The 24,005-nt window shown below is 59.6% G+C and carries 15 protein-coding genes and 1 pseudogene; 15 read left to right on the top strand and 1 reads right to left on the bottom strand.

Annotated elements, in window-relative coordinates; genetic code table 11:
- Positions 1-62: 62 nt before the first annotated feature.
- Entirely contained in the window at positions 63-2,537 is a 2,475-nt protein-coding gene (locus tag ACA056_RS14490; protein WP_497265520.1) for a UvrD-helicase domain-containing protein, read from the top strand.
- Positions 2,538-2,603: 66 nt separating this feature from the next.
- Here ACA056_RS14490 and ACA056_RS14485 read toward each other — a convergent pair whose 3' ends face one another.
- Complete coding sequence (locus ACA056_RS14485; protein WP_415769132.1) at positions 2,604-2,876, bottom strand: DUF1652 domain-containing protein; 273 nt, start codon at positions 2,874-2,876, stop codon at positions 2,604-2,606.
- 263 nt (positions 2,877-3,139) lie between these two features.
- On the opposite strand from ACA056_RS14485, the gene ACA056_RS14480 reads away from it, so the two are divergent.
- From ACA056_RS14480 to ACA056_RS14415, 14 genes and pseudogenes are all read left to right on the top strand, one after another.
- Positions 3,140-3,955: a helix-turn-helix domain-containing protein gene (locus ACA056_RS14480; RefSeq protein WP_497265518.1), complete on the top strand. Its 816-nt coding sequence runs from the start codon at positions 3,140-3,142 to the stop codon at positions 3,953-3,955.
- 50 nt (positions 3,956-4,005) lie between these two features.
- Positions 4,006-5,409, top strand: coding sequence for an NAD(P)/FAD-dependent oxidoreductase (locus ACA056_RS14475; RefSeq protein WP_497265516.1), 1,404 nt, complete (start codon positions 4,006-4,008; stop codon positions 5,407-5,409).
- 43 nt (positions 5,410-5,452) lie between these two features.
- The gene (locus tag ACA056_RS14470) at positions 5,453-5,794 is read left to right on the top strand and encodes a cupin domain-containing protein (protein WP_497265515.1); all 342 of its coding nucleotides are present in this window, start codon (positions 5,453-5,455) and stop codon (positions 5,792-5,794) included.
- A gap of 60 nt (positions 5,795-5,854) precedes the next feature.
- Complete coding sequence (locus tag ACA056_RS14465) at positions 5,855-6,940, top strand: polyamine ABC transporter substrate-binding protein (RefSeq protein ID WP_497265514.1); 1,086 nt, start codon at positions 5,855-5,857, stop codon at positions 6,938-6,940.
- Between the two features lie 55 nt (positions 6,941-6,995).
- Positions 6,996-7,127: pseudogene (locus tag ACA056_RS14460) on the top strand (REP-associated tyrosine transposase); the annotation flags it as partial.
- 373 nt (positions 7,128-7,500) lie between these two features.
- A complete protein-coding gene (locus ACA056_RS14455; RefSeq protein ID WP_497265513.1) occupies positions 7,501-8,958 on the top strand; it encodes a serralysin family metalloprotease in 1,458 nt (485 codons plus the stop codon).
- A gap of 66 nt (positions 8,959-9,024) precedes the next feature.
- Positions 9,025-9,450, top strand: a complete 426-nt coding sequence (locus tag ACA056_RS14450) for an AprI/Inh family metalloprotease inhibitor (protein ID WP_497265512.1) — start codon at positions 9,025-9,027, stop codon at positions 9,448-9,450.
- Between the two features lie 187 nt (positions 9,451-9,637).
- Positions 9,638-11,413: a type I secretion system permease/ATPase gene (locus ACA056_RS14445; RefSeq protein ID WP_497265511.1), complete on the top strand. Its 1,776-nt coding sequence runs from the start codon at positions 9,638-9,640 to the stop codon at positions 11,411-11,413.
- Positions 11,410-12,744 carry an HlyD family type I secretion periplasmic adaptor subunit gene (locus ACA056_RS14440; RefSeq protein WP_497265510.1) on the top strand — a complete coding sequence of 445 codons (1,335 nt, stop codon included), beginning with the start codon at positions 11,410-11,412 and terminating at the stop codon, positions 12,742-12,744. The genes ACA056_RS14445 and ACA056_RS14440 overlap by 4 nt, the downstream gene beginning before the upstream one ends.
- A gap of 2 nt (positions 12,745-12,746) precedes the next feature.
- Positions 12,747-14,111, top strand: a complete 1,365-nt coding sequence (locus ACA056_RS14435) for a TolC family outer membrane protein (RefSeq protein ID WP_497265509.1) — start codon at positions 12,747-12,749, stop codon at positions 14,109-14,111.
- A 43-nt stretch (positions 14,112-14,154) separates the two neighbouring features.
- Positions 14,155-17,112 carry an autotransporter serine peptidase EprS gene (eprS, locus tag ACA056_RS14430; RefSeq protein ID WP_497265508.1) on the top strand — a complete coding sequence of 986 codons (2,958 nt, stop codon included), beginning with the start codon at positions 14,155-14,157 and terminating at the stop codon, positions 17,110-17,112.
- Between the two features lie 92 nt (positions 17,113-17,204).
- Positions 17,205-20,249 carry an autotransporter domain-containing protein gene (locus ACA056_RS14425; RefSeq protein WP_497265507.1) on the top strand — a complete coding sequence of 1,015 codons (3,045 nt, stop codon included), beginning with the start codon at positions 17,205-17,207 and terminating at the stop codon, positions 20,247-20,249.
- A gap of 23 nt (positions 20,250-20,272) precedes the next feature.
- Entirely contained in the window at positions 20,273-21,961 is a 1,689-nt protein-coding gene (locus ACA056_RS14420; protein WP_497265505.1) for a polyurethane esterase, read from the top strand.
- A gap of 96 nt (positions 21,962-22,057) precedes the next feature.
- Positions 22,058-23,911 carry a polyurethane esterase gene (locus ACA056_RS14415; protein ID WP_497265503.1) on the top strand — a complete coding sequence of 618 codons (1,854 nt, stop codon included), beginning with the start codon at positions 22,058-22,060 and terminating at the stop codon, positions 23,909-23,911.
- The last annotated feature ends 94 nt before the right edge of the window (positions 23,912-24,005 follow it).

The raw sequence follows: 24,005 nt of genomic DNA, 5'->3' as shown, positions 1-24,005 counted from the left end.
AACTGAACGGCAAATGCAGACACCATAGCCCTCAACAGCCTCACACCCTGGAGTCAGCCCGCGTGCCGCAACACACCCCCGATCTTCCTCCTGAACTTCGTCCCCTGGCCGAGATGCCGCTGCTCAAGCGACTGGCCGCCCGGTTCTTTGGTCACGGCCTGACGCGTCTGCGCGCACAACACCGGGCATCCTGGCTGCACGGCCAGGCCGACGGCTTTCGCAGTGGGCACAGCGCCGGGGTGGATTACGGCTATAAGGAAGGCAAACTTGAAGGGTTGGAGGAAGGCCGGCAGGTATTGTTGATCCGCGACTCGCGCTCGACCGAACACCGGCCGCCCAACGTTGACGAGAATCTGTTCGACGATTGGCGTCTGCCGTTGAGCGCTGAGTTGAAGAAGCGCATGAAGACGGATGTCGCTCGACTGCTGCCCCCGCACGCCCAGCCCAGCGCCGCGCAGTGGAAAATGATCTTCAGCGACACGCCCTCGACCTCGGTGATTGCCGGCGCGGGTGCGGGCAAGTCGACCACGTTGGTGTTGCGTATTTTGCTGCTGACCCATTATCTGGGGTTCGAGCTGAGTTCGATGACGGTGGTGACCTTTACCCGTGAATCGCGCAAAGACTTCATCAACAAACTGATCGAGCTGTTTGCACTCTGGGGCCGCTCGCTCAGTTTCAAAGAGGCGCGTGATCTGGTGCGCACCTTCCATTCGCTAATCCTGCCGATGGTTCGCAGTCTGCCGGGCTTCGAGCGGCTGCAAGCCTTCGAAAACCTCAGTCACCGTGCGCAAAGCGGCGATGAGGAGGCCGACAGCAATCCTTTCGACCTGCGCATCAACGACGCCCAGCGCCAGCAACTCAATGCTTGCTACCACAGCCTGCACACCCGTGATGAGCGCTTCCGCGAATTGATCAAGCCATTGTCCCGTCACGCGCTGCAACTCAAGGAGCTGGAGCGCGATCACCCGGACGTGCAGAAACGCATGGCCGTGACCGAACTGGCCGCCAAGCGTGATGAAGAGCTCTGCGACGCTATCGAAGACTTGTGGTTTCGCGCGGGTGTCTGGCCAATCAAAGGCATCGAGCCTAAACGCCAGACGTTCGATATCAACGGCTCAACATTTCATTGCCATGGCTATATTCCGAGCCTGGACGCTTGGGTGGTGCTGGGGTTCGATCCCCGGGAAAACCCGCAGGTCAGCCGCCCCAATGCCAAATTGAGCGTGCGCGCGGAATGGGCGGTCAAGCGCACCCTGTTTCAAGCTTTCTGTCGTAAACCATTGATATGGCTCGATAGTTACGAGTCGTCAAAGCGTGTATTGGCGTCCCTTGGAGGCGATGCCAGTGCCGGGCCGGGCTTCGATTACAAGGTCAAGGGCGAGCTCAGCTCTGCGCCGTTACTGGACTGTTTTGTCGCTGCCGCCGGATTTATCGAGAATCTTGGCCTGGACGTACCCAATGCCGTGGGCCAGATGAGTTTTGCCAAGGACGACCCCGACCGGTTTTTCTTCGAGGCCTTGAGTCTGTACTGGCGAGCGCTGGAAGATCATCTGCTCGATCAGAAACCCCCGGTGATGACCTACAACCGGATGTTCGCCTTGTTCAGCGAACATTCGCCGGAAAACCTGAAGCTGCTGAGCGATGAACTGCTCAGGCCGATGTCGCACTTGATGATCGACGAATTTCAGGACGTATCGCCGCAGATCGTTTCCTGGATCCGCGCGAGCCTGACGGAAATCCGCAGTCGCGGCCCTGCCATGCACGTGGGGCGCGGCGCGCAACGTTCGTCGTTGCTCTGTGTCGGCGATGACTGGCAGTCCATCTACGGCTGGCGGGGCAGTTCGCCGACGTACTTCATGGAATTCAACAAGGAATTTCCGTCACCGAGCACGACCAAGGTCATGCTGAGCGACAACTACCGCAGCCATCAGCACATCATCGATGCCGCCGAACATATCGTTCGTGCGGCGCCGGCGATCGCTGGCAAGAAGGCCAAGGCCAGTGGCGAACCGAAGGCGTTGCGGCCGGTTAACGTTCTCGATCGCGACGATCAAGGCATGGCCAAACGCCTGATGGAGCATTACAGAAAGGGCGATTCAATCTTGATGCTTTATCGAAAAAGCAGCGATAAGTTATTGATAGAGGAGCATATTCAGTCTGTAGTTAATGTGGATTCTAGCTTGCCGTACGAAGCGCGAAGGCTGAAGCAGCTGACTTACCACAGCGCCAAGGGACTTCAGGCTGACGCCGTGTTCCTGCTGGGTGATTGTCAGCACCTGACCAGTTCTCCGTACAAGAACCAGGTCTACCGCATGGCGGGTCTTGGCAAGACAGGCGACAGCGAAGCGTATGACAGCGCGCAGAAAGACGAGATCCTGCGACTGGCTTACGTCGGCATTACTCGGGCGGTGAGTCATTGCTACTGGTATGTCGACGGGCAAGACACCCAGGCAGCCAACATGCCTAAAGCTTCCGATCGGATCGGCAAAGGCAAAGTGTTCTTTGCCGATCACCGACTGGGCAAAACATCGGCGTGAACCGTAAAAGATCAACGCGCACAAAAAAGCCCACTTAACGTGGGCTTGTTGTTGAGTGTTCAGCCTTCAGGCATAGCTCCTGAAGGCGGCGGGTGGAATGAAAGCCTCAAGCTCATCTTCCACCGCTTCGATAATTCGTTCTACATCCGCAGCATTCATTACCGTCGCGCAAGGAATGCCGGCGATGGCGATCATGGTCTCGCCACTGGCACGGTCAAATAGACGGGCAATCATGCTGCCCGGCGCATCCATGCTCGCCTCGAAACCCATGGGATGAAAATGCCAGCGCATCAGCTGGCAGGCGTTTGGAAAGGTGACTTTACTGAACCCTTTATTCATGTGTTGCCCGCCTTATTCATCGAGCGCTTCCTTTAGCTCATGTTAGGAGGGATGAGCCCTCAATGGCTCAACCGGTGACTGCCTTTAAAAGTAGCATCCGGATGTGAAAGTAATGTGGATTTTTCAGGCCGTTTAGCGATTGGTTCAGTTTTTTTGATGCAGGTCACGGAAACGGTCGGTGTTCGGCAGTTGGTCACTACTGGTTGGTCATTGAAGCTGAGACGGAATTTCGGCAAGCTCGGCTTTTTCTCGCCGAGTCCTTTATGCACGCCGATGATGATGGTCCGCTGCAAACCCAGGCCACGGGCGACACGGTGATGCGGTATCACTTGCGCTGGAAACACCGGGACCTGGACGGGGTGATGGCGCTCTATCACCCAGAGATTCAGTACAACGATTTTTTCCAGAACCGTGTGATGGGGCTGTCCGAATTACGTGAATACGTGCGCAGCAGCATGCCCCGCGATCCCGATGAAGCCCTGGAACACTCGGACCGTATTCGTCTGGACGGCAACACGGCGTTCATTCAGTACCGTATAACCCTTCGCGGCGGTGAAGGCCTGGTGTCTTTCCGGGCCAGCGAGGCGATTACCGTCCTTGACGGACTGATCTGGCGGGTCAATGAGTACGCCTCGCTGGTGCATGAACAGCCCGTCAGCAAAGCCGCCAGCAGCCAACGCCCGGCGGTCAGTCGACTCGGGCTGTCCGCACGCCAACTGAGCTTCATGGCTGAAGACTTGCAACAGTATTTTCAGCGCCAACAACCTTATCTCGATCCCGAACTCGACCTGCAACGGGTAGCGAAGGAGTGCGGGTATAGCCGCAATCAGATTTCCTACCTGCTGAATCAGGTGCTTGGCCAAAGCTTCTATCGATACGTCAACCAGGCGCGCCTGCAGCATTTGCTCGCGGCACTGGATAACGCCACGCCGCCACTGCGTATCGACGAACTGGCGTTTGCCGCCGGGTTCAATTCGCTGTCGGCGTTTTATAGCTGCTTCCGTCAGCACACCGGCCAGTCGCCCAAGGCCTACGTAAAACAAATTTCTTTGCGTGCACGCGCGCAAGACAGCCTCTAAGTCCACGCACTAGGATCGACGCCATCGAAGATTGAGTGGCGGAGACTTGCATGCCGGCGTGGCGCACTATCAGTTTGTGGATGGATCAACTCGACGAGCCATTATTGGCACGTCCGACGCTGGAGCAGGATCTGGACGTCGACGTCGCCATCATCGGCGCGGGGTACACCGGGCTCTGGACCGCGTACTACCTCAAGCGCCTGGCGCCGGATCTCAGCGTCGCCATTGTTGAAGCGCAAACCGCCGGTTTTGGCGCCTCGGGGCGTAACGGCGGCTGGCTGATGGGCAATGTGCTGGGCGAAGACCGCTTGCTCGCCGACTTGCCGCCCGAACAGCGCCGGGCTTCTTTCGATTTGCTGCACGGCATTCCGGATGAAGTCGGTAGGGTCCTCGAGCGTGAAGACATCGACTGCGATTACCGCAAAGGCGGGGCGCTGTATTGCGCTGCCCGCTATCCGGAACAAGAAGCCAGCCTTCAGCACTATCTCGACACGCTCTATAGCCAGGGATTGACCGAAAGCGATTACCGCTGGCTTAGCCCCGAGCAGTTGGCGCAACAGATCAGAGTCGCCAAACCTTATGGCGGTATCTATGCACCGCACGTCGCGACCATTCAGCCGGCAAAGTTGGTACGAGGCCTGGCTCGGACGGTGGAGAAAATGGGCGTCAGGATCTACGAGAACAGCCCGGTCACCCAATGGCAATCGGGTGGCCTGCGCACGGCGAAAGCCTCGGTTCGCAGCCGTTGGATCGTGCCGGCGGTCGAAGGTTACTCAGTCACCTTGCCACCGTTGGGGCGTTATCAGCTGCCGGTGCAAAGCTTGATCGTGGCCACCGAGCCGTTATCCGCTGCCACGTGGGATGAAATCGGCCTGAGTCGCGGCCAGGCCTTCAGCGAAAGCAGCCGCCAGGTCACTTACGGTCAGCGCACGGCTGACAACCGGTTGGTGTTCGGCGCGCGGGGCGGTTATCAGTTCGCTGCCAAGTTGCGCCACGACTTCGACCTGACCAACAGCGAAGTGGAACTGCGGCGTTATCTGTTTGGCGAACTCTTCCCGCAGCTCAAGAACGTGCGGATTACCCATGCCTGGGGCGGCAACCTGGGGATGTCCCGGCGTTTCAAGCCGCACATGCTGTGCGATCAGGCCAGCGGCATCGCCTTGTCGGGCGGCTATGGCGGGGAGGGCGTCGGTGCCAGCAACCTGGGCGGCCGGACCCTGGCCGATCTGATTCTGCAGCGCGACACCGAGCTGGTTCGCCAGCCGTGGGTCATCCAGGGAGGGCTCGAAGCGCTCCGGGCCTGGGAGCCGGAGCCCTGCCGCTGGCTTGGTTACAACGCGATCATCCGCAGCTTCGCCCACGAAGACCAGACCCTGGCTAACCCGGCCACCGCACCCTGGCGTCGCAAACTGGCCACGGGTATTGCCGGCTTCATGGAAGGTTTCATGCAGTAAACGGCGCGCACTTCATCTATAGGCTCAATCGACAGGTACTCCCATGAGCATCACGCAATTCAAGAACACCGCAACCCTGAAGCTGGAAGAGTCGAACCCAGTCGCCGTCCCACTGGGCATCCCCGTGGCGGTGGCCTCGACCACCAGCGTTGAACGCGACGATGGTGTCGAAACCGGCGTCTGGGAATGCACGCCCGGCCGCTGGCGGCGGCAGATCGTCGCCCAGGAGTTCTGTCACTTCATCCAGGGACGCTGCACCTTTACCCCGGATGACGGTGAAACCCTGCACATAGAAGCCGGCGATGCATTGATGTTGCCAGCCAACAGCCTCGGTATCTGGGACATCCAGGAAACCGTGCGCAAGACCTACGTTTTGATTTTTTGATCCTCTGATTGCCTGCCAACTCTCGAATAACAAAAAGACAAACCAAACAGGAATCGACTCATGATCCGAAAGACACTGACCCTGGCTCCACTTACGCTCATCGCGACCCTCGGCCACGCGGCGGAGACCGTCAAGATCTACAACTGGTCGGACTACATCGCCCCGGACACCACCAAGAACTTCCAGAAAGAAACCGGCATCGCGTTCAGCTATGACGTCTTCGACAGCAATGAAACCCTCGACGGCAAATTGATGACCGGCAAATCCGGCTACGACGTGGTGTTTCCGTCCAACCACTTCATGGCACGGCAGATTCAGGGCGTGGCGTTGAAGAAACTCGACAAGAGCCAACTGCCGAACTGGAAAAACCTTAACCCGGCGCTGCTCAAGGCCTTGCAAACCAACGATCCGGGCAACGAACACGGCTTCCCGTACCTCTGGGGCAGCACCGGCATCGGTTACAACATCGCCAAGGTCAAGGCCGTGTTGGGTGATAACGCGCCAGTGGACTCCTGGGATCTGATTTTCAAACCCGAAAACATGCAAAAGCTGCAGAAGTGCGGCGTGGCCATCCTCGACAACGGTCCCGAACTGTTGCCGGCGGCACTGAACTACCTGGGCCTGCCGCATCACAGCACGAACCCGGAGGACTACAAAAAAGCTGAAGCGCTGCTGATGAAAGTCCGCCCGTATGTCAGCTATTTCCACTCGTCCAAGTACACCAGCGATCTGGCCAATGGCGACATCTGCGTGGCCGTCGGCTTCTCCGGTGACATTCTGCAAGCTGAAAACCGCGCGAAAGAAGCCAAGAACGGCATCGACATCGGCTATTCGATTCCCAAGGAAGGCGCCGCGATCTGGTTCGACATGGTCGCTATGCCGGTAGACGCCCCGGACGAAAAGGCCGGCTACGCCTTCATGAACTACCTGCTGCGCCCGGACGTCATGGCCAGCATCAGCAACTACGTGCACTACGCCAACGGAAACGAACAGGCCGACAGTCTGATCGACCCGGCGATCAAAAATGACACCAAGGTCTACCCGAGCCCGGACATGATGGGGAAATTGTTTGCGCTGGAGGCGATGCCGCTGAACATCGACCGGGTTCGTACGCGGGTGTGGAACAAGATTCGGACCGGGAGCTAGGGCTTCATATTGTGTAGTCATTGGGTGCCCGTCGGTTCGACTGGCAACGCTGTAGATTCCGGCCTCCGGACTTATTTATCTGCTAACGGCTGTCGTTGACCAACGGCAGCCGTTTTTTGTTGATTGGCGACTGGGGAGGTTGGTCGTTCAGGAGTTGCGTCAGGCAGAAGAGGAAGGCTGGGCTGATTTGCAGCAGTCGCCAAAAGCTCTAATCCAATGAAGACCCAACTGATATCAATTCGCTGGCACTCATATTAATAACTCACTCAAAGTGAGACCCCATCGACAAAAAGCAACTTACCTCTATTTAATAATTAAATAACCAATCGTCAGACAATTTGCGCAAACCGCCATCTAACAAACAATATTTCGACAGCGCAGGCATTGTTTCCGGGTACTTGCAGGAACAACTCAATTTGACGTCAAAAAAAATGTAGACGTTTGATTTCGAATTGTGTCAGTTTTCTTTCGCCTTCATTGGGCGAGTGATAGGACGATCTCGCCAGAGATTGTCACTGTCTGACAAAAACTGTTCCATAGCTAAACAAGGAAGTGTGTTTATGTCGAAAGTTAAAAACAACGCTATTGATTCCGCCGAACAGGCGTTCCAGCCATTGCAAGCGTTGGCTGCGTCCAGTTCTGCGTTCAACCAGATCAATAGCTTCAGCCATCAGTATGATCGGGGTGGCAACCTCACGGTCAATGGCAAACCCTCGTTCTCCGTCGATCAGGCAGCTACCCAATTGCTGCGCGATGGCGCTGCCTACCAGGACAAGGACGGCAGCGGCAAAATCGAACTCACCTACACGTTCCTGACCTCGGCGTCGTCGAGCACCATGAACAAGCACGGGATCACCGGGTTCAGCCAGTTCAGCGCCCAACAGAAAGGCCAGGCTGTGCTGGCCATGCAATCCTGGGCCGATGTAGCCAATGTCACGTTCACCGATAAGGCCACGGGCGGCGACGCTCATATGACCTTCGGCAACTACAGCGGTGGCCAGGATGGCGCAGCGGCATTCGCTTATCTGCCGGGCACCGGCGCTGGTTATGACGGTACTTCGTGGTATCTGACGGGCAGTGGCTATAACGTAAACAAGACACCGGACCTGAACAACTACGGCCGTCAGACCCTGACCCACGAAATCGGTCACTCCCTGGGCCTGGCCCACCCTGGCGACTACAACGCCGGCGAGGGCGCTCCGACTTACAACGACGCTTCCTACGGGCAAGACACCCGCGGTTACAGCGTCATGAGCTACTGGAGTGAGAGTAATACCAGCCAGAACTTCAGCAAGGGCGGCGTCGAAGCCTATTCGTCCGGCCCGCTGATGGACGATATCGCGGCCATTCAAAAGCTCTACGGTGCCAACACCTCCACACGTACCGGTGACACCACTTACGGCTTCAACTCCAACGCCGGTCGCGACTTCCTGAGCGCGTCTTCGTCGTCGGACAAGGTTGTATTTTCGGTATGGGATGCGGGCGGCAGGGACACTCTGGACTTCTCCGGTTTTACCCAAAACCAGAAGATCAACCTCAATGAAGCCTCGTTCTCCGACGTTGGCGGCCTGGTGGGCAACGTGTCCATCGCCAAGGGCGTCACCGTCGAGAATGCCATCGGCGGTTCGGGCAGCGACCTGCTGATCGGCAACAGCGTGTCCAACGAACTGAAGGGCGGTGCCGGCAACGACATCCTCTTCGGCGCGGGCGGTGCGGACAAACTGTGGGGTGGCGCCGGTTCGGACACCTTCGTGTTCGCGGCCAGCAGCGATTCCAAACCGGGTGCAGTCGACCAGATCCTCGATTTTGTCAGCGGCCTGGACAAGATCGACCTGACCGGCATCACCAACGGCGCAGGCCTGCATTTCGTGAACTCGTTCACCGGTGCGGCAGGCGATGCGGTGTTGACCTCTTCGGGCGGCAACAGCCTGTTGTCGGTGGACTTCTCCGGGCATGGCGTGGCTGATTTCCTGGTCAGCACCGTGGGCCAGGCGGCTTACTCCGACATCGCTGCGTAATGTGAGGTGAAAGGAGGGCGGCGCAGACGCGCTGCTCTCTGCCCCTTGAAATGAGTAAAGCGCCTTATGATCCATAACGGCTTCACCTGCAGAACAACCGCGTGGCTATTGGCGACGTTCATGATGTTTTTTGGAGATTTAGCCATGGCGAGCAGCCTGAAATTAGCAGACCCCTCGGAACTGGCCGGCAAATGGCAGGCGACCCTGATCGCCAAAGATGACTCGCCAGAGTCCCAGGCGTTGCAGGACAAACCGTCCAACGTCTGCGTCATCGACTTTCAACCTCAACAGACGCTGGGTGAGGGCGCCGATTGTCTGAGCGCCTGGCTGGGCGGCGAATCTGCGATTGGCTGGTTCCCTGAGCCGGATGGCCTGGCGATCACCGGCAAAGAAGGTTCGAAGATTCTATTTCTCAGCCGCCAACGCGACGGATCGTATAAAGCCACATTGAAATCCGATCTGGTCATAACACTTGTGCGCCAGGTGCAATAACACGATTCGAATATAACGCTCGTCATTGCCGACATAAGCACAACACAACTAGTCGAAGCGCTCTGTCGCCCACGAGAAGTTGTTATTAGTTTGTAAACGTTCCCGCAAAGCCTATATCCGCCCCTGCGCGGACAGTTAATGGAAACTTCGCCAGATAGGGCGAGGAATAACACCTCAGGAATAACCCATGAAGATGGCAAAGAGCCCGGCCACCGCACCATTATTCAAAGCACTGGGCGACTACAAGAGCATCCTGATCAGCGTCGGTTGTTTTACCGCGTTAATTAACGTGCTGATGCTGGTTCCGTCGATTTACATGCTCCAGGTCTACGACCGCGTGCTGTCTTCGCAAAATGAAACCACCCTGACGATGCTGTCGTTGATGGTGGTCGGGTTCTTTGCCTTCATCGGTCTGCTTGAGATCGTGCGCAGCTTCATCGTCATCCGCATCGGCAGTCAACTGGAGCGCCGCTTCAACCTTCGGGTCTATCAGGCCGCATTCGAGCGCAACCTGTTTCGGGGCGAGGGCAACGCCGGGCAAGCCTTGGGGGACCTGACGCAAATTCGCCAATTCGTCACCGGTCCTGCGCTGTTTGCCTTCTTCGATGCGCCGTGGTTTCCGGTCTACCTGTTTGTGATCTACCTGTTCAATGTCTGGCTCGGCGTGTTCGCGACGGTGGGCACGGTACTGTTGATCGGCCTTGCTTGCCTCAACGAGACAATGACCAAAAAGCCCCTGGGCGATGCCGCAGGGTTTTCCCAGAAATCCAGCCAACTGGCCACCAGTCACCTGCACAACGCCGAAACCATTCAGGCCATGGGCATGCTCGGGGCGTTGCGTACACGTTGGTTCCAGGTCCATTCACGTTTCCTCGGCTTGCAGAACGAAGCCAGCGACACCGGTGCCGTCATCAGCTCTCTAAGCAAAACCCTGCGCCTGTGCCTGCAATCGCTGGTGCTGGGTCTGGGTGCCTTGCTGGTGATCAAAGGCGATATGACGGCCGGGATGATGATCGCCGGTTCCATTCTGATGGGCCGCGTCCTGAGCCCCATCGACCAATTGATCGCCGTGTGGAAGCAGTGGAGCGGCGCCAAGCTTGCTTACCGTCGTCTTGATTCGTTGCTGCAAGCCTTTCCACCGAGTGACGAGGCCATGGCGCTGCCGGCGCCGAAGGGTCAGATCACCTTCGAACAGGTCAGCGCCGCACCACCGGGGCAACGGGCCGCGACGCTGCATTTGGTCAATTTCAGTCTCGGTGCCGGGGAAGTGCTGGGGGTGCTCGGAGCGTCCGGTTCCGGCAAATCCACCCTGGCCCGAGTGCTGGTCGGCGTCTGGCCGACGCTGGGCGGTACGGTGCGGCTCGACGGCGCGGACATTCATCGCTGGAACCGCGACGATCTTGGCCCCTACATCGGTTATCTGCCACAGGACATCGAGCTGTTCAGCGGCAGCATCGCCGAAAACATCGCACGGTTCAGCGAGGCGGACCCGCAAAAAGTCGTTGAAGCCGCGCAACAGGCCGGTGTTCACGAACTGATTCTGCGCATGCCGCAAGGCTACGACACCGTGCTCGGCGAGGATGGTAGCGGTTTGTCCGGGGGGCAGAAGCAGCGCGTGGCACTGGCCCGCGCCCTGTATGGCAACCCGCGCCTGGTGGTGCTGGATGAACCGAATTCCAACCTCGACACCGTGGGCGAAGCTGCATTGGCCAGTGCCATTGCGCAAATGAAAGCCCAAGGCACCAGCGTGATTCTGGTGACCCATCGCTCCTCGGCACTGGCCCAGGCCGACAAGCTACTGGTGCTCAACGAAGGACGTCTGCAAGCCTTCGGTGCAAGCCAGGACGTGCTCAAGGCACTCGCAGCCAATCAGGAGCAGCAGCGGGAGAAAACCGCGCAAGCACCGGGCGGGCTCAGCATGAGCCGGCAGTATCAGCCCTCGACAAGGAATTCGGGTGTATGAGCAACATCAGCGAAGCCACCATGGAACACGACTACATCGCAGAACGCCCTGAGCGCGACGCGCGTTTCTTCGTCCGGATGGGCTGGATTCTGGCGATCGTCGGCGCCGGCAGTTTCTTCACCTGGGCCAGTCTCGCACCTCTTGACCAAGGTATTCCCGTGCAAGGCACGGTCGTGGTGTCGGGCAAGCGCAAAGCCGTGCAATCGATGAGCAGTGGCGTGGTCAGCCAGATTCTGGTGCGCGAGGGTCAAGTGGTGAAGCAGGGCCAGCCATTGTTCCAGCTCGACCAGACGCAAGTCGCCGCTGACGTGCAATCGCTGCAAGCGCAATACCGCATGGCCTGGGCCAGCCTGGCGCGGTGGCAGAGTGAACGGGACAACCTCAAACAGGTGAGTTTCCCCGCTGAACTGAGCAACAATCCTGACCCGCGTCTGGCCTTGGTGCTGGAAGGTCAACGACAGTTGTTCAGCAGCCGCCGTGAAGCGTTTTCCCGCGAACAGGCTGCCTTGCGCGCCAGCATCGAAGGCGCCAGCGCGCAACTGGCCGGCATGCGCCGCGCCCGCACGGACTTGACTGCCCAGGCCAGTTCTCTGCAACAACAGCTGAGCAATCTTCAGCCCCTGGCGGATAACGGCTACATCCCGCGTAATCGGTTGATGGAGTACCAGCGTCAGCTGTCGCAGGTTCAGCAACAATTGGCCGAAAACACCGGCGACAGCGGCCGTGTGGAGCAGGGCATCCTCGAATCGCGGCTGAAACTGCAACAGCACATCGAGGAATACCAGAAAGAGGTCCGCACCCAACTGGCCGATGCGCAATTGAAAAGCGTGACGCTGGAAGAGCAACTGACCTCCGCCGGGTTCGATCTGCAACACAGCGAGATCATCGCCACGGCCGATGGCATTGCGGTCAACCTCGGGGTTCACACCGTGGGCGCGGTGGTGCGTCAGGGCGAAACGCTGCTGGAGATCGTGCCTCAGGGGACGAGCCTGGAGGTGGAAGGGCACCTGCCGGTCAACCTGGTCGACAGGGTCGGCACGCACTTGCCGGTGGACATTCTGTTCACGGCGTTCAACCAGAGCCGCACGCCGCGTGTGCCCGGCGAAGTCAGCCTGATCTCCGCCGACCAGATGATCGACGAGAAAACCGGTGCGCCGTATTACGTGCTGCGCAGCAGCGTCAGCGATCAGGCCATGGAAAAACTCAACGGTCTGGTGATCAAGCCTGGCATGCCGGCGGAAATGTTCGTGCGCACTGGTGAACGTTCACTCCTCAACTATTTGTTCAAACCGCTGCTCGACCGGGCAGGTTCCGCGTTGACTGAGGAATAAGGATGTTCCGCTGTATGAATAAGCTTTCCATGCTCGCAGCGACCCTGGCGTTGCTGACCTGCAACAGTGTGCTGGCGATGGGACCGTTCGACATCTACGAACAAGCATTGCGCAATGATCCGGTGTTTCTCGGCGCCATCAAGGAACGCGATGCCGGCCTTGAAAACCGCGTCATTGGCCGCGCCGGGCTGTTGCCCAGGATCGGTTACAACTACAACAAGGGGCGCAACACGTCCAAGGTCACCTACCTCAATGAGCGCGGGCAAAACCAGAGCGATGACCGCAACTACAGCAGTTACGGCTCGACCCTGACTCTGCAACAACCGCTGCTCGACTACGAGGCTTACGCGTCGTACCGCAAAGGCGTGGCGCAATCGCTGTTTGCCGACGAAGCCTTTCGTGGCAAGAGCCAGGAATTACTCGTTCGGGTGCTGGAGAATTACACCCAGGCGCTGTTCGCTCAGGATCAGATCGACATCGCGCAAGCCAAGAAAAAGGCTTTCGAGCAACAGTTCCAGCAGAACGAGCACATGTTCCGTCAGGGCGAGGGCACGCGTACCGACATCCTTGAGGCCGAGTCCCGCTATGAACTGGCAACGGCCGAGGAAATCGAAGCCCGTGATGAGCAGGACGCGTCGTTACGAGAGCTGGGTGCGCTGATTGGCGTGCCGGCGATCAACATCGGGGATTTGGCACCGCTGGATCAGAGTTTCCAGACGTTCACCCTGCAGCCGGCCAACTTCGATACCTGGCACGAGATGGCCGTGGCCAACAACCCGAATCTGGCTTCGCAGCGCCATGCCGTGGAAGTCGCGCGTTATGAAGTCGAACGCAACCGCGCCGGGCATCTGCCAAAAGTCAGCGCCTACGCCTCAGTGCGCCAGAACGAGTCGGAAAGTGGCAACACCTACAACCAGCGCTACGACACCAACACCATCGGGATTGAAGTCAACGTGCCGCTGTATGCGGGCGGCGGGGTTTCCGCATCGACCCGTCAGGCCAGCCGCACCATGGAGCAGGCCGAGTACGAACTGGACGGCAAGACCCGGGAAACGTTGATTGAACTGCGTCGCCAGTTCAGCGCCTGTCTGTCGGGCGTGAACAAGTTGCGGGCTTATCAGAAAGCCCTGAAGTCTGCCGAAGCGCTGGTGGTTTCGACCAAGCAAAGCATCTTGGGCGGTGAGCGCGTCAACCTCGACGCATTGAACGCAGAACAACAACTATTTACCACCCGCCGCGATCTGGCACAGGCACGCTACGACTACTTGATGGCCTGGACCAAGTTGCATTACTACGCCGGGACGTTGAATGAGCAGGATTTGGCCAAGGTTGACGAGGCGTTCGGCCAAGGCCCAAGAACGCAATAGATGTCCCCAAAAAAACAAAAAAACAAAAAAACGAGAAGTGAACATGGACGTACAGATCAAGCCGATGTCGGTCGGCACGCTATTACTCCTGGTGTCAGCAATGCCCGTCTCGGTGCAAGCCGCTTACCTGGAAGCCGGCACACCCGGTGATGCCGCCAGTTGGCGCTCGGCGGAGTTCCAGCGCGACTGGGGACTCGCCCGCATGCAAGCTGATCAAGCCTATGCCGCCGACATCACTGGCAAAGGCGTGAAAATCGGCGAGCTCGATTCAGGCTTCGATGCTGCCCATCCCGAATTCGCTACCGACCGTTACCACGCGGTGCTGGCCAGCGGCAGTTACGTCGATGGTTCGTCGTTCAACGTCGACGGCACGCTCAACCTCAACAACGACTCCCATGGCACGCACGTCGCCGGCACTATCGGAGCCTCGCGCGACGGCACCGGCATGCACGGCGTGGCCTACAACGCGCAGGTCTACGTCGGCAACACCAACAAGAACGACAGCTTCCTGTTCGGCCCCAATCCTGATCCACGCTACTTCAAAGCGGTCTATAACGCGTTGGCGGATGCCGGTGTGCGAGCGTTCAACAACAGTTGGGGCAGCCAACCGCCGGATGTCAGCTATCGGACCCTCGACGATCTGCATGCGGCCTACGCCCAGCACTGGAACAAAGGCACCTGGCTCGATGAGGCCGCCGACGTTTCCCGACGCGGCGTGATCAACGTGTTCAGCGCCGGTAACAGCGGTTACCCCAACGCCAGCGTGCGTTCAGCCTTGCCTTATTTTGAGCCGGACCTGGAAGGCCACTGGCTGGCGGTTTCGGGGTTGGATCAAGGCAACCAGCAGAAATACAACCAGTGCGGGATCGCCAAGTATTGGTGCATCACCACCCCCGGCGCGAAGATCGACAGCACCATTCCCGGCGCTGGCTATGCGATCAAGTCCGGCACCTCCATGTCCGCGCCGCATGCCACCGGTGCCTTGGCGCTGGTGATGGAACGCTATCCGTACATGAACAACCAGCAGGCGCTGGAAACCCTGCTGACCACCGCCACCCAACTCGACGGTTCGATCACCGAGGCGCCAAATACCCGCGTTGGCTGGGGCGTCGCCAACCTCGAACGGGCGATGCGCGGGCCGGGGCAATTACTTGGGAGTTTCGACGCCAATCTGGGGGCAGGGCAGAGCGATGTCTGGAGCAACAACATCACCGACAAGGCGCTGATTCAGCGTCAGAGCGAAGACGCGGCGGAACACAGTGCCTGGCAACAGACACTGAAGACCAAAGGTTGGGAGAACGGTGTACCCATCGGTGCCAGCCAGCAGGATCAGACCGACTATGCGGTGGGCATGGCACGCGATCTCGCGGCCTCCACTCGGGTCTACGAAGGCAGCCTGATCAAGTCCGGTGCCGGACGCCTGATGCTGACCGGCGACAATACCTGGCGCGGGCCGACCACGGTGAATGGCGGTCTGCTGTCGATCAACGGTTCGCTGGCATCGCAAGTGACCGTCAATGACAGCGGCACGCTGGGCGGATCAGGACGCGTCGGCGCACTGACCGCCAACCGCGGCGCTACGGTTGCGCCCGGCAATTCCATTGGCACCTTGCAGGTCAGCGGCGACGTCACGTTTGCGCCGGGTTCGACCTACGCGGTGGAGCTATCGCCGACCGACAGCGACCGGATCGTCGCGGGCGGCACGGCCACGGTCAGCGGCGCGACCGTCAGCCTGTCACTGGAAAACAGCCCGACCTTGCTCAGCACTCAACAAGTGCAAAGCCTGCTCGGTCATCAGTACAACATCCTGCAAGCGGCCGGCGGCGTTCAAGGTCAGTTCGGCGCGGTGCTGCCCAACTATCTGTTCATTGGTGGCAGCCTAGATTACGCCGCCACCGGCATTCAACTGAGTGTCGAGCGCAACGACACGACCTTCGCCAGCGTCGGCCAAACGCCGAACCAGCGTTCTATAGCCTCCGCTGTCGAAGGGCTTGGGGCGGGCAATCCGGTTTACGAAAGTCTGTTGCGGTCGCCTACCGCAACGTCCGCCCAACAGGCGTTTCAGCAGTTGTCGGGGGAAATTTATCCGGCGCTGGGTTCGGTACTGATCAACGACAGCCGCTACCTGCGTGATGCTGTTGGCGAGCGGCTGATTGACGCCCAAGGCACTCAAAGCAATGGCTGGATCAAGGCGCTGGGCGCCTGGGGCAAGACCGATGAGCGCCATGACACCGCCGGTTACACCACCTCGATTGGCGGTTTGCTCGCCGGTGTCGACTGGGCGCTCGATGAGCAAACCCGGATCGGTCTGGTCACCGGCTATAGCGACAGCTCGGTGAGCATGGGCTCCGGCACTCACTCATCGGCCAAGGTCGACAGCTATCACCTGGGTGCTTATGCCGGCCGCGAGTCAGGTGCCTGGCGTTTGAGTGCCGGCGGTGCCTACAGCTGGCATCGCGCCGACGTCAAACGCGACCTGCAATACGGCGACGTCAGCGCCAAACAGAAAGCCAAGGTCGATGCCGGGACCACCCAGGTGTTCGGTGAAGCGGCGTATCGCCTGAACCTGCAACCGCTGGCGCTCGAACCCTTCGCGAACCTGGCCTACGTGCACCTCGACACCGAAGGTTTCACCGAGAAAGGTGACGCCGCCGCACTGAAAAGCAGTGGCGACACGCGTGACGCGGTGCTCAGCACGTTGGGCGTGCGCGCATTGAAAACCGTGAACCTGTCCGGCCAGCAGAAGTTGGACCTGAGCGGCAGCCTCGGCTGGCAGCACAACCTAAGCCAAACCGATTCTGAAGAGCACCTGGCGTTTGCCGGCGGCAGCACAGCGTTTTCCGTGGAGAGTTCGCCAATGGTGCGTGATGCCGCGCTGGTGGGCGCCCATGCCAGCCTGGCCCTGAGCCGGGACATCCGCTTGAACCTCGATTACACCGGCCAACTGGCCAGCCGCGAGAAGAGCCATGGCGTAGGGCTCAGCCTCAATTGGGAGTTTTAACGCGAACCCTGCAGGGGGCGTGCTTCACAAATAGAAATGGGTGCTTTTCAAGGCTCAGGGGTTTTGGCAACACAACTAAGGACGGTAGCTGGATGAATAACAAACACAACAACCTTGCCTTGCTCTGCGCATTGGCCACCCTCGGTACCGCGCAAGCGGCGCCTTACGTGGAAAACGGTAGAGCAGGCGATCCCAACAGTTGGCGCAGCACTGAATTCAATGCCGATTGGGGGCTGGGAGCGGTCAACGCACAAGAGGCCTACGCCGCCGGTTACACCGGCAAAGGCGTGAAGCTGGGGATCTTCGACCAACCGGTCTACGCCGCGCATCCGGAGTTTTCCGGTCCCAACAAAGTGATCACTCTGGTCACCAGCGGCATCCGCGAATACACCGACCCATACATCCCGGTCAAAGCGGGAGACGCCTTTCGCTACGACGGTTCGCCCTCGATCGGTTCCGACGGCAAGCTGGGTGCCCACGGCACCCACGTTGGCGGGATCGCTGCCGGCAGTCGCGATGGCGGCCCGATGCATGGCGTGGCGTTTGGCTCGCAGATCATCAGTGCGGACAACGGAGATCCGGGCCCCGAGGACGGCATCATTCGCGGCAACGACGGCGCGGTCTACAAGGCCGGTTGGGATGCCTTGATCGCCAGCGGCGCGCGGATCATCAATAACAGTTGGGGCATCGGCATCACCGATCGCTTCGACCTTGGCGGACGCAACCCCGCCTACCCGCACTTCACCGTGCAAGACGCGCAATTGCAGTTCGACGAGATCCGTCCGTTGCTCGGGACCAAACCGGGCGGAGCCTACGACGGCGCCATCGCAGCTGCCCGCAGCGGTATCGTGACGATCTTCGCGGCCGGCAACGACTACAACCTCAACAACCCGGACGCCATCGCAGGCCTGGGCTATTTCGTCCCGGACATCGCTCCGAACTGGGTCACAGTGGCGGCCTTGCAACAGAACCCGGACCTCAACAGCCCGGATCTCTACAACATCAGCACCTTCTCATCGCGTTGCGGCTACACAGCAAGCTTTTGCGTGTCCGCACCGGGCAGCAAGATCTACAGCTCGATCATCAGTGGTACCAACGCCGACAACCTGACCACCGGCTACAAGAATTACAACGGCACCTCGATGGCGGCGCCGCATGTCGCCGGTTCCATGGCCGTGCTGATGGAACGCTTCCCGTACATGACCGGCGCCCAGGTCGCCAGCGTGTTGCGCACCACGGCCACCGACCTCGGTGCACCGGGTGTCGATTCGCTGTACGGCTGGGGCATGATCAACCTGCGCAAAGGCATCGATGGCCCGGCGATGTTTGTCACCGAGCAAGACATTCCCGAGGAGTTCCGCATCCAGGGTGCCTACGGTTCCAGCCAGTTTGTGGCGGACTTGCCGGGGATCGGCGCGATTATCGACGCGGGCAAACCGACCGAACGCGTGTGCAATGACGTGCACTGCGGCCTCGACACGTGGCGCAACGACATTTCCGGCCATGGTGGCCTGACCAAGCAGGGCATCGGCACGTTGGTGCTGACCGGCGCCAACACCTACGCCGGCCCGACGCTGGTCAATCAGGGCCGCCTGGCAATCAACGGCTCGCTGCTCTCGGCGGTCACCGTCAATGACAGCGGGATCCTCGGCGGTAATGGCCGCATCGGCGCATTGACCGCGAAAAGCGGTGGCACCGTAGCGCCAGGCAATTCCATCGGCACCTTGCAGGTGGCGGGCGACGTCACCTTCGAACCTGGCTCGACCTACGCCGTGGAGTTGTCGCCGACCAGCAGCGACCAGATCGTGGCGGGCGGTAAAGCCGTGATCGACGGCGCTACCGTCAGCCTGTCCCTGGAAAACAGTCCGACCTTGCTGACCACCAGCGAAGTGAAATCCTTGCTCGGCAACCAATACAACATTCTGCAAGCAGCCGGCGGGATCGAAGGGCGTTTCGGCGCTGTGCTACCGGATTATCTGTTCATCGGAGGCACACTCGGCTACTCGGCCAATGGCATCCAGCTTGCGGTAGAACGCAACGCAGCGTCCTTCGCCAGCGTCGGCCAAACCCCGAATCAACGCGCCGTCGCGGCAGCCGCCGAGCAACTGGGCGCCGGCAATGCGCTCTATGAAACCTTGCTGCTTTCGCCGACCGCCGCCGTCGCGCAACAAGCCTTCCAGCAACTGTCCGGTGAGATTCACCCGGCGATCGGCACGCTGCTGATCAACGACAGCCGTTACCTGCGCGATGCCGTCGGCGAACGCCTGCGTGAGCGTGATCTGTTCAATGCCGCGGCACCGACCGATGACCGTAGCAACGCCTGGGTCAAAGTCCTCGGCGCCTGGGGCAAGAGCGATGGCGGGCATGACAACGCCAGTTCCAACAGCTCCATCGGCGGCTTGCTGGCCGGTGTCGACGGTCTGATCACTGAAAATACGCGGCTGGGTTTCGTGACCGGTTACAGCGACAGTTCGTTGAGCATGGGCGATGGCACACATTCGTCAGCCTCCGTCGATAGCTACCACTTGGGCGCCTATCTGGGCCATGAAATCGATGCACTGCGTCTGAGCGTCGGTGGCGCTTACAGCTGGCACCGCATCGATGTGAAACGTGACCTGCAATTCGGCGACGTCAGCGGCAAACAGAAATCCAAACGCGATGCGACAACCGCACAACTGTTTACCGAAGCGGCGTATCGCCTGGACCTGCAACCGCTGGCACTGGAACCGTTCGCCAACCTGGCTTACGTGCACCTGAACAGCGAAAGCTTCACCGAGAAAGGTGATGCCGCAGCGCTCAAGGGCGGCGAAGACAACCGCGACGCCGTGCTCTCGACCCTCGGCCTGCGGGTGAGCAAAGCGATTGCCCTGTCGGACAAACAGCTGGAACTGTCCGGCACGCTGGGCTGGCAGCACAACCTGAGCAACACCCGTTCCGAAGATCACCTGGCCTTCGCCAACGGCAACACCGCGTTCAGCGTGCAGAGCGTTTCCCTGGATCGCAATGCCGCCGTCATTGGTGCGCGGGCCGGTTTGGCGGTGGCGCAGGACGTTCGTTTGAGCCTGGATTACAACGGACTGCTCGGCTCCCGCGAGAAAGACCACGGTGTGGGTCTGACGCTCGACTGGCAGTTCTGATTTAACGCAAAGGAAGCAAGCCTATGGGACTGTTTGATTACAAAAATGCTGACGGCAAGGCGTTGTACAGCGACGCCATCGCGCTGACGCTGTATGCGTACACGCCAACGGGGCAGCCGCTGCCGGCGACCGGTTGGGCGCCGATTGGCGCTACGCAGCTGGGTTATCAAGGCAAGGTCGGCGCACAAGGCACCTTCTATGGCGAGAAGGACGGCTTCACCAGCGCCGAAGCCGAAGTGCTCGGCAAGTACGACGCGGCGGGCAAGCTGATCGGTATCGGCATTGCCTTCCGTGGCACCGGCGGCCTGGGTTACAGCGACACTTTCGGCGACATGAAAAACAACCTGCTGGCTGCTGTCGGCCCGGTGGATTACGCGACGAACTACGCGAAAAACGCCTTCGACAATTTGCTCAAGGACGTCGCCGCGTTTGCGATCGGCCATGGCCTGAGCGCCAGGGATGTTCTGGTTAGCGGTCATAGTCTCGGCGGGCTGGGAGTCAATAGCCTCGCCGAACTGAGCGGCGACAACTGGGGCGGTTTCTTCAAGGAGGCCAGCTACGTTGCCTTCGCCTCGCCGACCCAGAGCGCTACCGGCAACAACGTGCTGAACATCGGTTACGAGAACGATCCAGTGTTTCGGGTACTCGACGGCACCACGTTCAGCAGCGGCTCCCTGGGCAAACACGACGGACATCAGGACTCGGCGACCAACAACATCGTCAACTTCAATGACCAGTACGCGTCCACCGCGCAGAACCTGGTGCCGTTCAGCATCCTCAACCCACTGAACTGGTCGGCTCACGGTTCGCTGGGTTATGCCGACGGTTTGAACCGGGTGATCGACTCGCGCTTCTACGACCTCACCGACAAGGACTCGACGCTGATCGTGTCCAACCTGGCGGAATCGTCCCGGGGCAAGACCTGGGTCGAGGACCTTGGTCGCAGCGGCGAACCTCACTCCGGCAGCACTTTCATCATCGGCACCGACAGCAACGACCTGCTCAAGGGCGGTACCGGCAATGACTTCATCGAAGGTCGCGATGGCAATGACAGGTTCCGCGATGACGGTGGCTACAACATCCTGCTGGGCGGCAAGGGCAACAACACCTTCGAATTGCAGAAGCCGTTGCAGAACTTCAGCGTTGCCAACGACGGCGACGGAACGCTGTACGTGCGTGATGCCTATGGCGGCATCAGCATGACCCGCGACATCGGCGCGCTGGTCAGTCAGGAGTCGGGCTCATGGTGGGGGAGCAAGGAGGTGACTTACAGCGTCACCGCCAACGGTTTGCTCAGCGGCAGCGAACTGACTCACTACAACCACTCGCTTAACGGTGATGCCTACGGCAACACACTGGCAGCCAGCGGCGACGGCGACTGGTTGTTCGGCAATGCCGGCGACGACCTGCTGCGTAGCGACAAAAGCCACGTGACCTTCGTCGGTGGCGCGGGCAATGACGAGATGCAGGCCTCGGGTGGCAACAACACGTTCCTCTTCAGCGGCGCCTTTGGTTTCGACGCGATCAATGGCTACCAGGGCGGCGACAAACTGCTGTTCATGGGCGTTCAGGGCGCGGGGCAGGGGTATGACTACAAGCAACACGCTTCGCAGTCGGGCCATGACACGGTGCTGAAGATTGGCGACTTTGCCGTGACCCTGGTGGGGGTGGGACTGGATAACCTGTCGGCTTCAGGCATTACGTTTGCCTAAGGCTGCATGCACGAAATGCTCCGGGGCGCCTCGTGATTGAGGCGTTCTGGTTGTGAGCTATCTCTGACAATTCCAACAAAGAGAGAGGCAATACCAATGGGTGTGTACGACTACAAAAACTTCGGTACAGCCGATTCCAAAGCGTTATTTACCGACGCGATGGCGATCACGCTGTATTCCTATCACAACCTGGATAACGGCTTTGCCACCGGCTATCAGCACAACGGCTTCGGCCTTGGCTTGCCGGCCACACTGGTGACCGCGCTAATCGGTGGTACCGACTCCCAGGGCGTCATTCCCGGAATCCCATGGAACCCCGATTCGGAAAAAGCCGCACTGGACGCGGTGCAGAAAGCCGGCTGGACGCCGATCACCGCCACGCAATTGGGCTATGACGGCAAGGTCGATGCACGCGGAACGTTCTTCGGCGAAAAGGCCGGGTACACCAGCGCTCAGGTGGAAATCCTCGGCAAGTACGACGCGCAGGGTCATCTCAGCGAAATCGGTATCGCCTTTCGCGGCACCAGCGGCCCACGAGAAAGCCAAATCAGCGACTCCATCGGCGATGTGATCAATGATCTGCTGGCGGCGTTGGGGCCCAAGGATTACGCCAAGAACTACGTCGGCGAAGCCTTCGGCAATCTGCTCAGCGATGTGGCGGCCTTTGCCCGGGCCAATGGCCTGTCGGGCAAGGACGTGCTGGTCAGCGGTCACAGCCTCGGCGGGTTGGCGGTCAACAGCCTGGCAGATTTGAGCAGCGACAAGTGGGCCGGGTTCTACCAGGATTCCAACTACATCGCCTACGCCTCGCCGACCCAAAGCAGTACCGACAAAGTGCTGAACGTCGGTTACGAGAACGACCCGGTGTACCGCGCCCTCGACGGCTCATCCTTTAACCTGTCGTCGGTGGGCGTGCACGATGCTGCCAAGGTCTCGGCGACCGATAACATCGTCAGCTTCAACGACCACTACGCCTCGACCGCGTGGAATGTGCTGCCGTTTTCCATCCTCAACATCCCGACCTGGATCTCGCACTTGCCTACCGCCTATGGCGACGGCATGAACCGGGTGATCGAATCGAAGTTCTACGACCTCACCAGTAAAGATTCGACGATCATCGTTGCCAATCTGTCGGACCCGGCGCGCGCCAACACTTGGGTTGAGGATCTGAATCGCAACGCTGAAACCCACAAGGGCAGCACGTTCATCATCGGCAGTGACGGCAACGATCTGATCCAGGGTGGCCGGGGCAACGATTATCTGGAAGGCCGCGATGGCAACGACACCTTCCGCGACGGCGGTGGTTACAACATCCTATTGGGTGGCAAGGGCAACAACGTGCTGGATGTGCAGCAGTCGGTGAAAAATTTCGACTTCGCCAATGACGGCGCCGGCAACCTGTACATCCGCGACGCCAATGGCGGCATCAGCATGACCCGCGACATTGGCAGCATTGTGACCAAGGAGCCGGGGTTTCTGTGGGGGCTGTTCAAGGATGACGTGACTCACAGCGTCACGGCCGAAGGCCTTAAGGCGGGCAACAACCTTACCCAGTACGCGTCAACGGTAAAGGGCGGCGCCGGCGCCGATACGCTCAAGGCTCACGCTGGCGGCGATTGGTTGTTTGGACTGGACGGCAACGATCATTTGATTGGCAGCAAGGGTAACGACGTTTTTGTCGGCGGGGCGGGTAATGACTTGTTGGAGTCGGGGGGCGGGATCGATACGTTCCTGTTTAGTGGCGCGTTTGGTCAGGACCGGGTGGTTGGCTACCAGGCCAGCGACAAACTGGTGTTTCTCGGGGTTCAGGGGGTGACGCCGAACGACGACTATCGGGCGCATGCCACGGCGGTAGGGCACGACACGGTGCTGACGTTTGGGGGGGATTCGGTGACGTTGGTCGGGGTTGGGCTGGATAGCTTGTCCGGCTCAGGGATTGTTATTGCCTAGTTGATGCAGCGTTTGTAAGGGCCTCATCGCGAGCAGGCTCGCTCCCACATTGGATCTGTGGCGTTCACAAATCCCTGTGGGAGCGAGCCTGCTC

Source organism: Pseudomonas sp. LBUM1666 (genome assembly GCF_059695775.1).
Note: the sequence above shows the minus strand (reverse complement) of the source record. Positions and strands in the feature narration are given on the sequence as shown.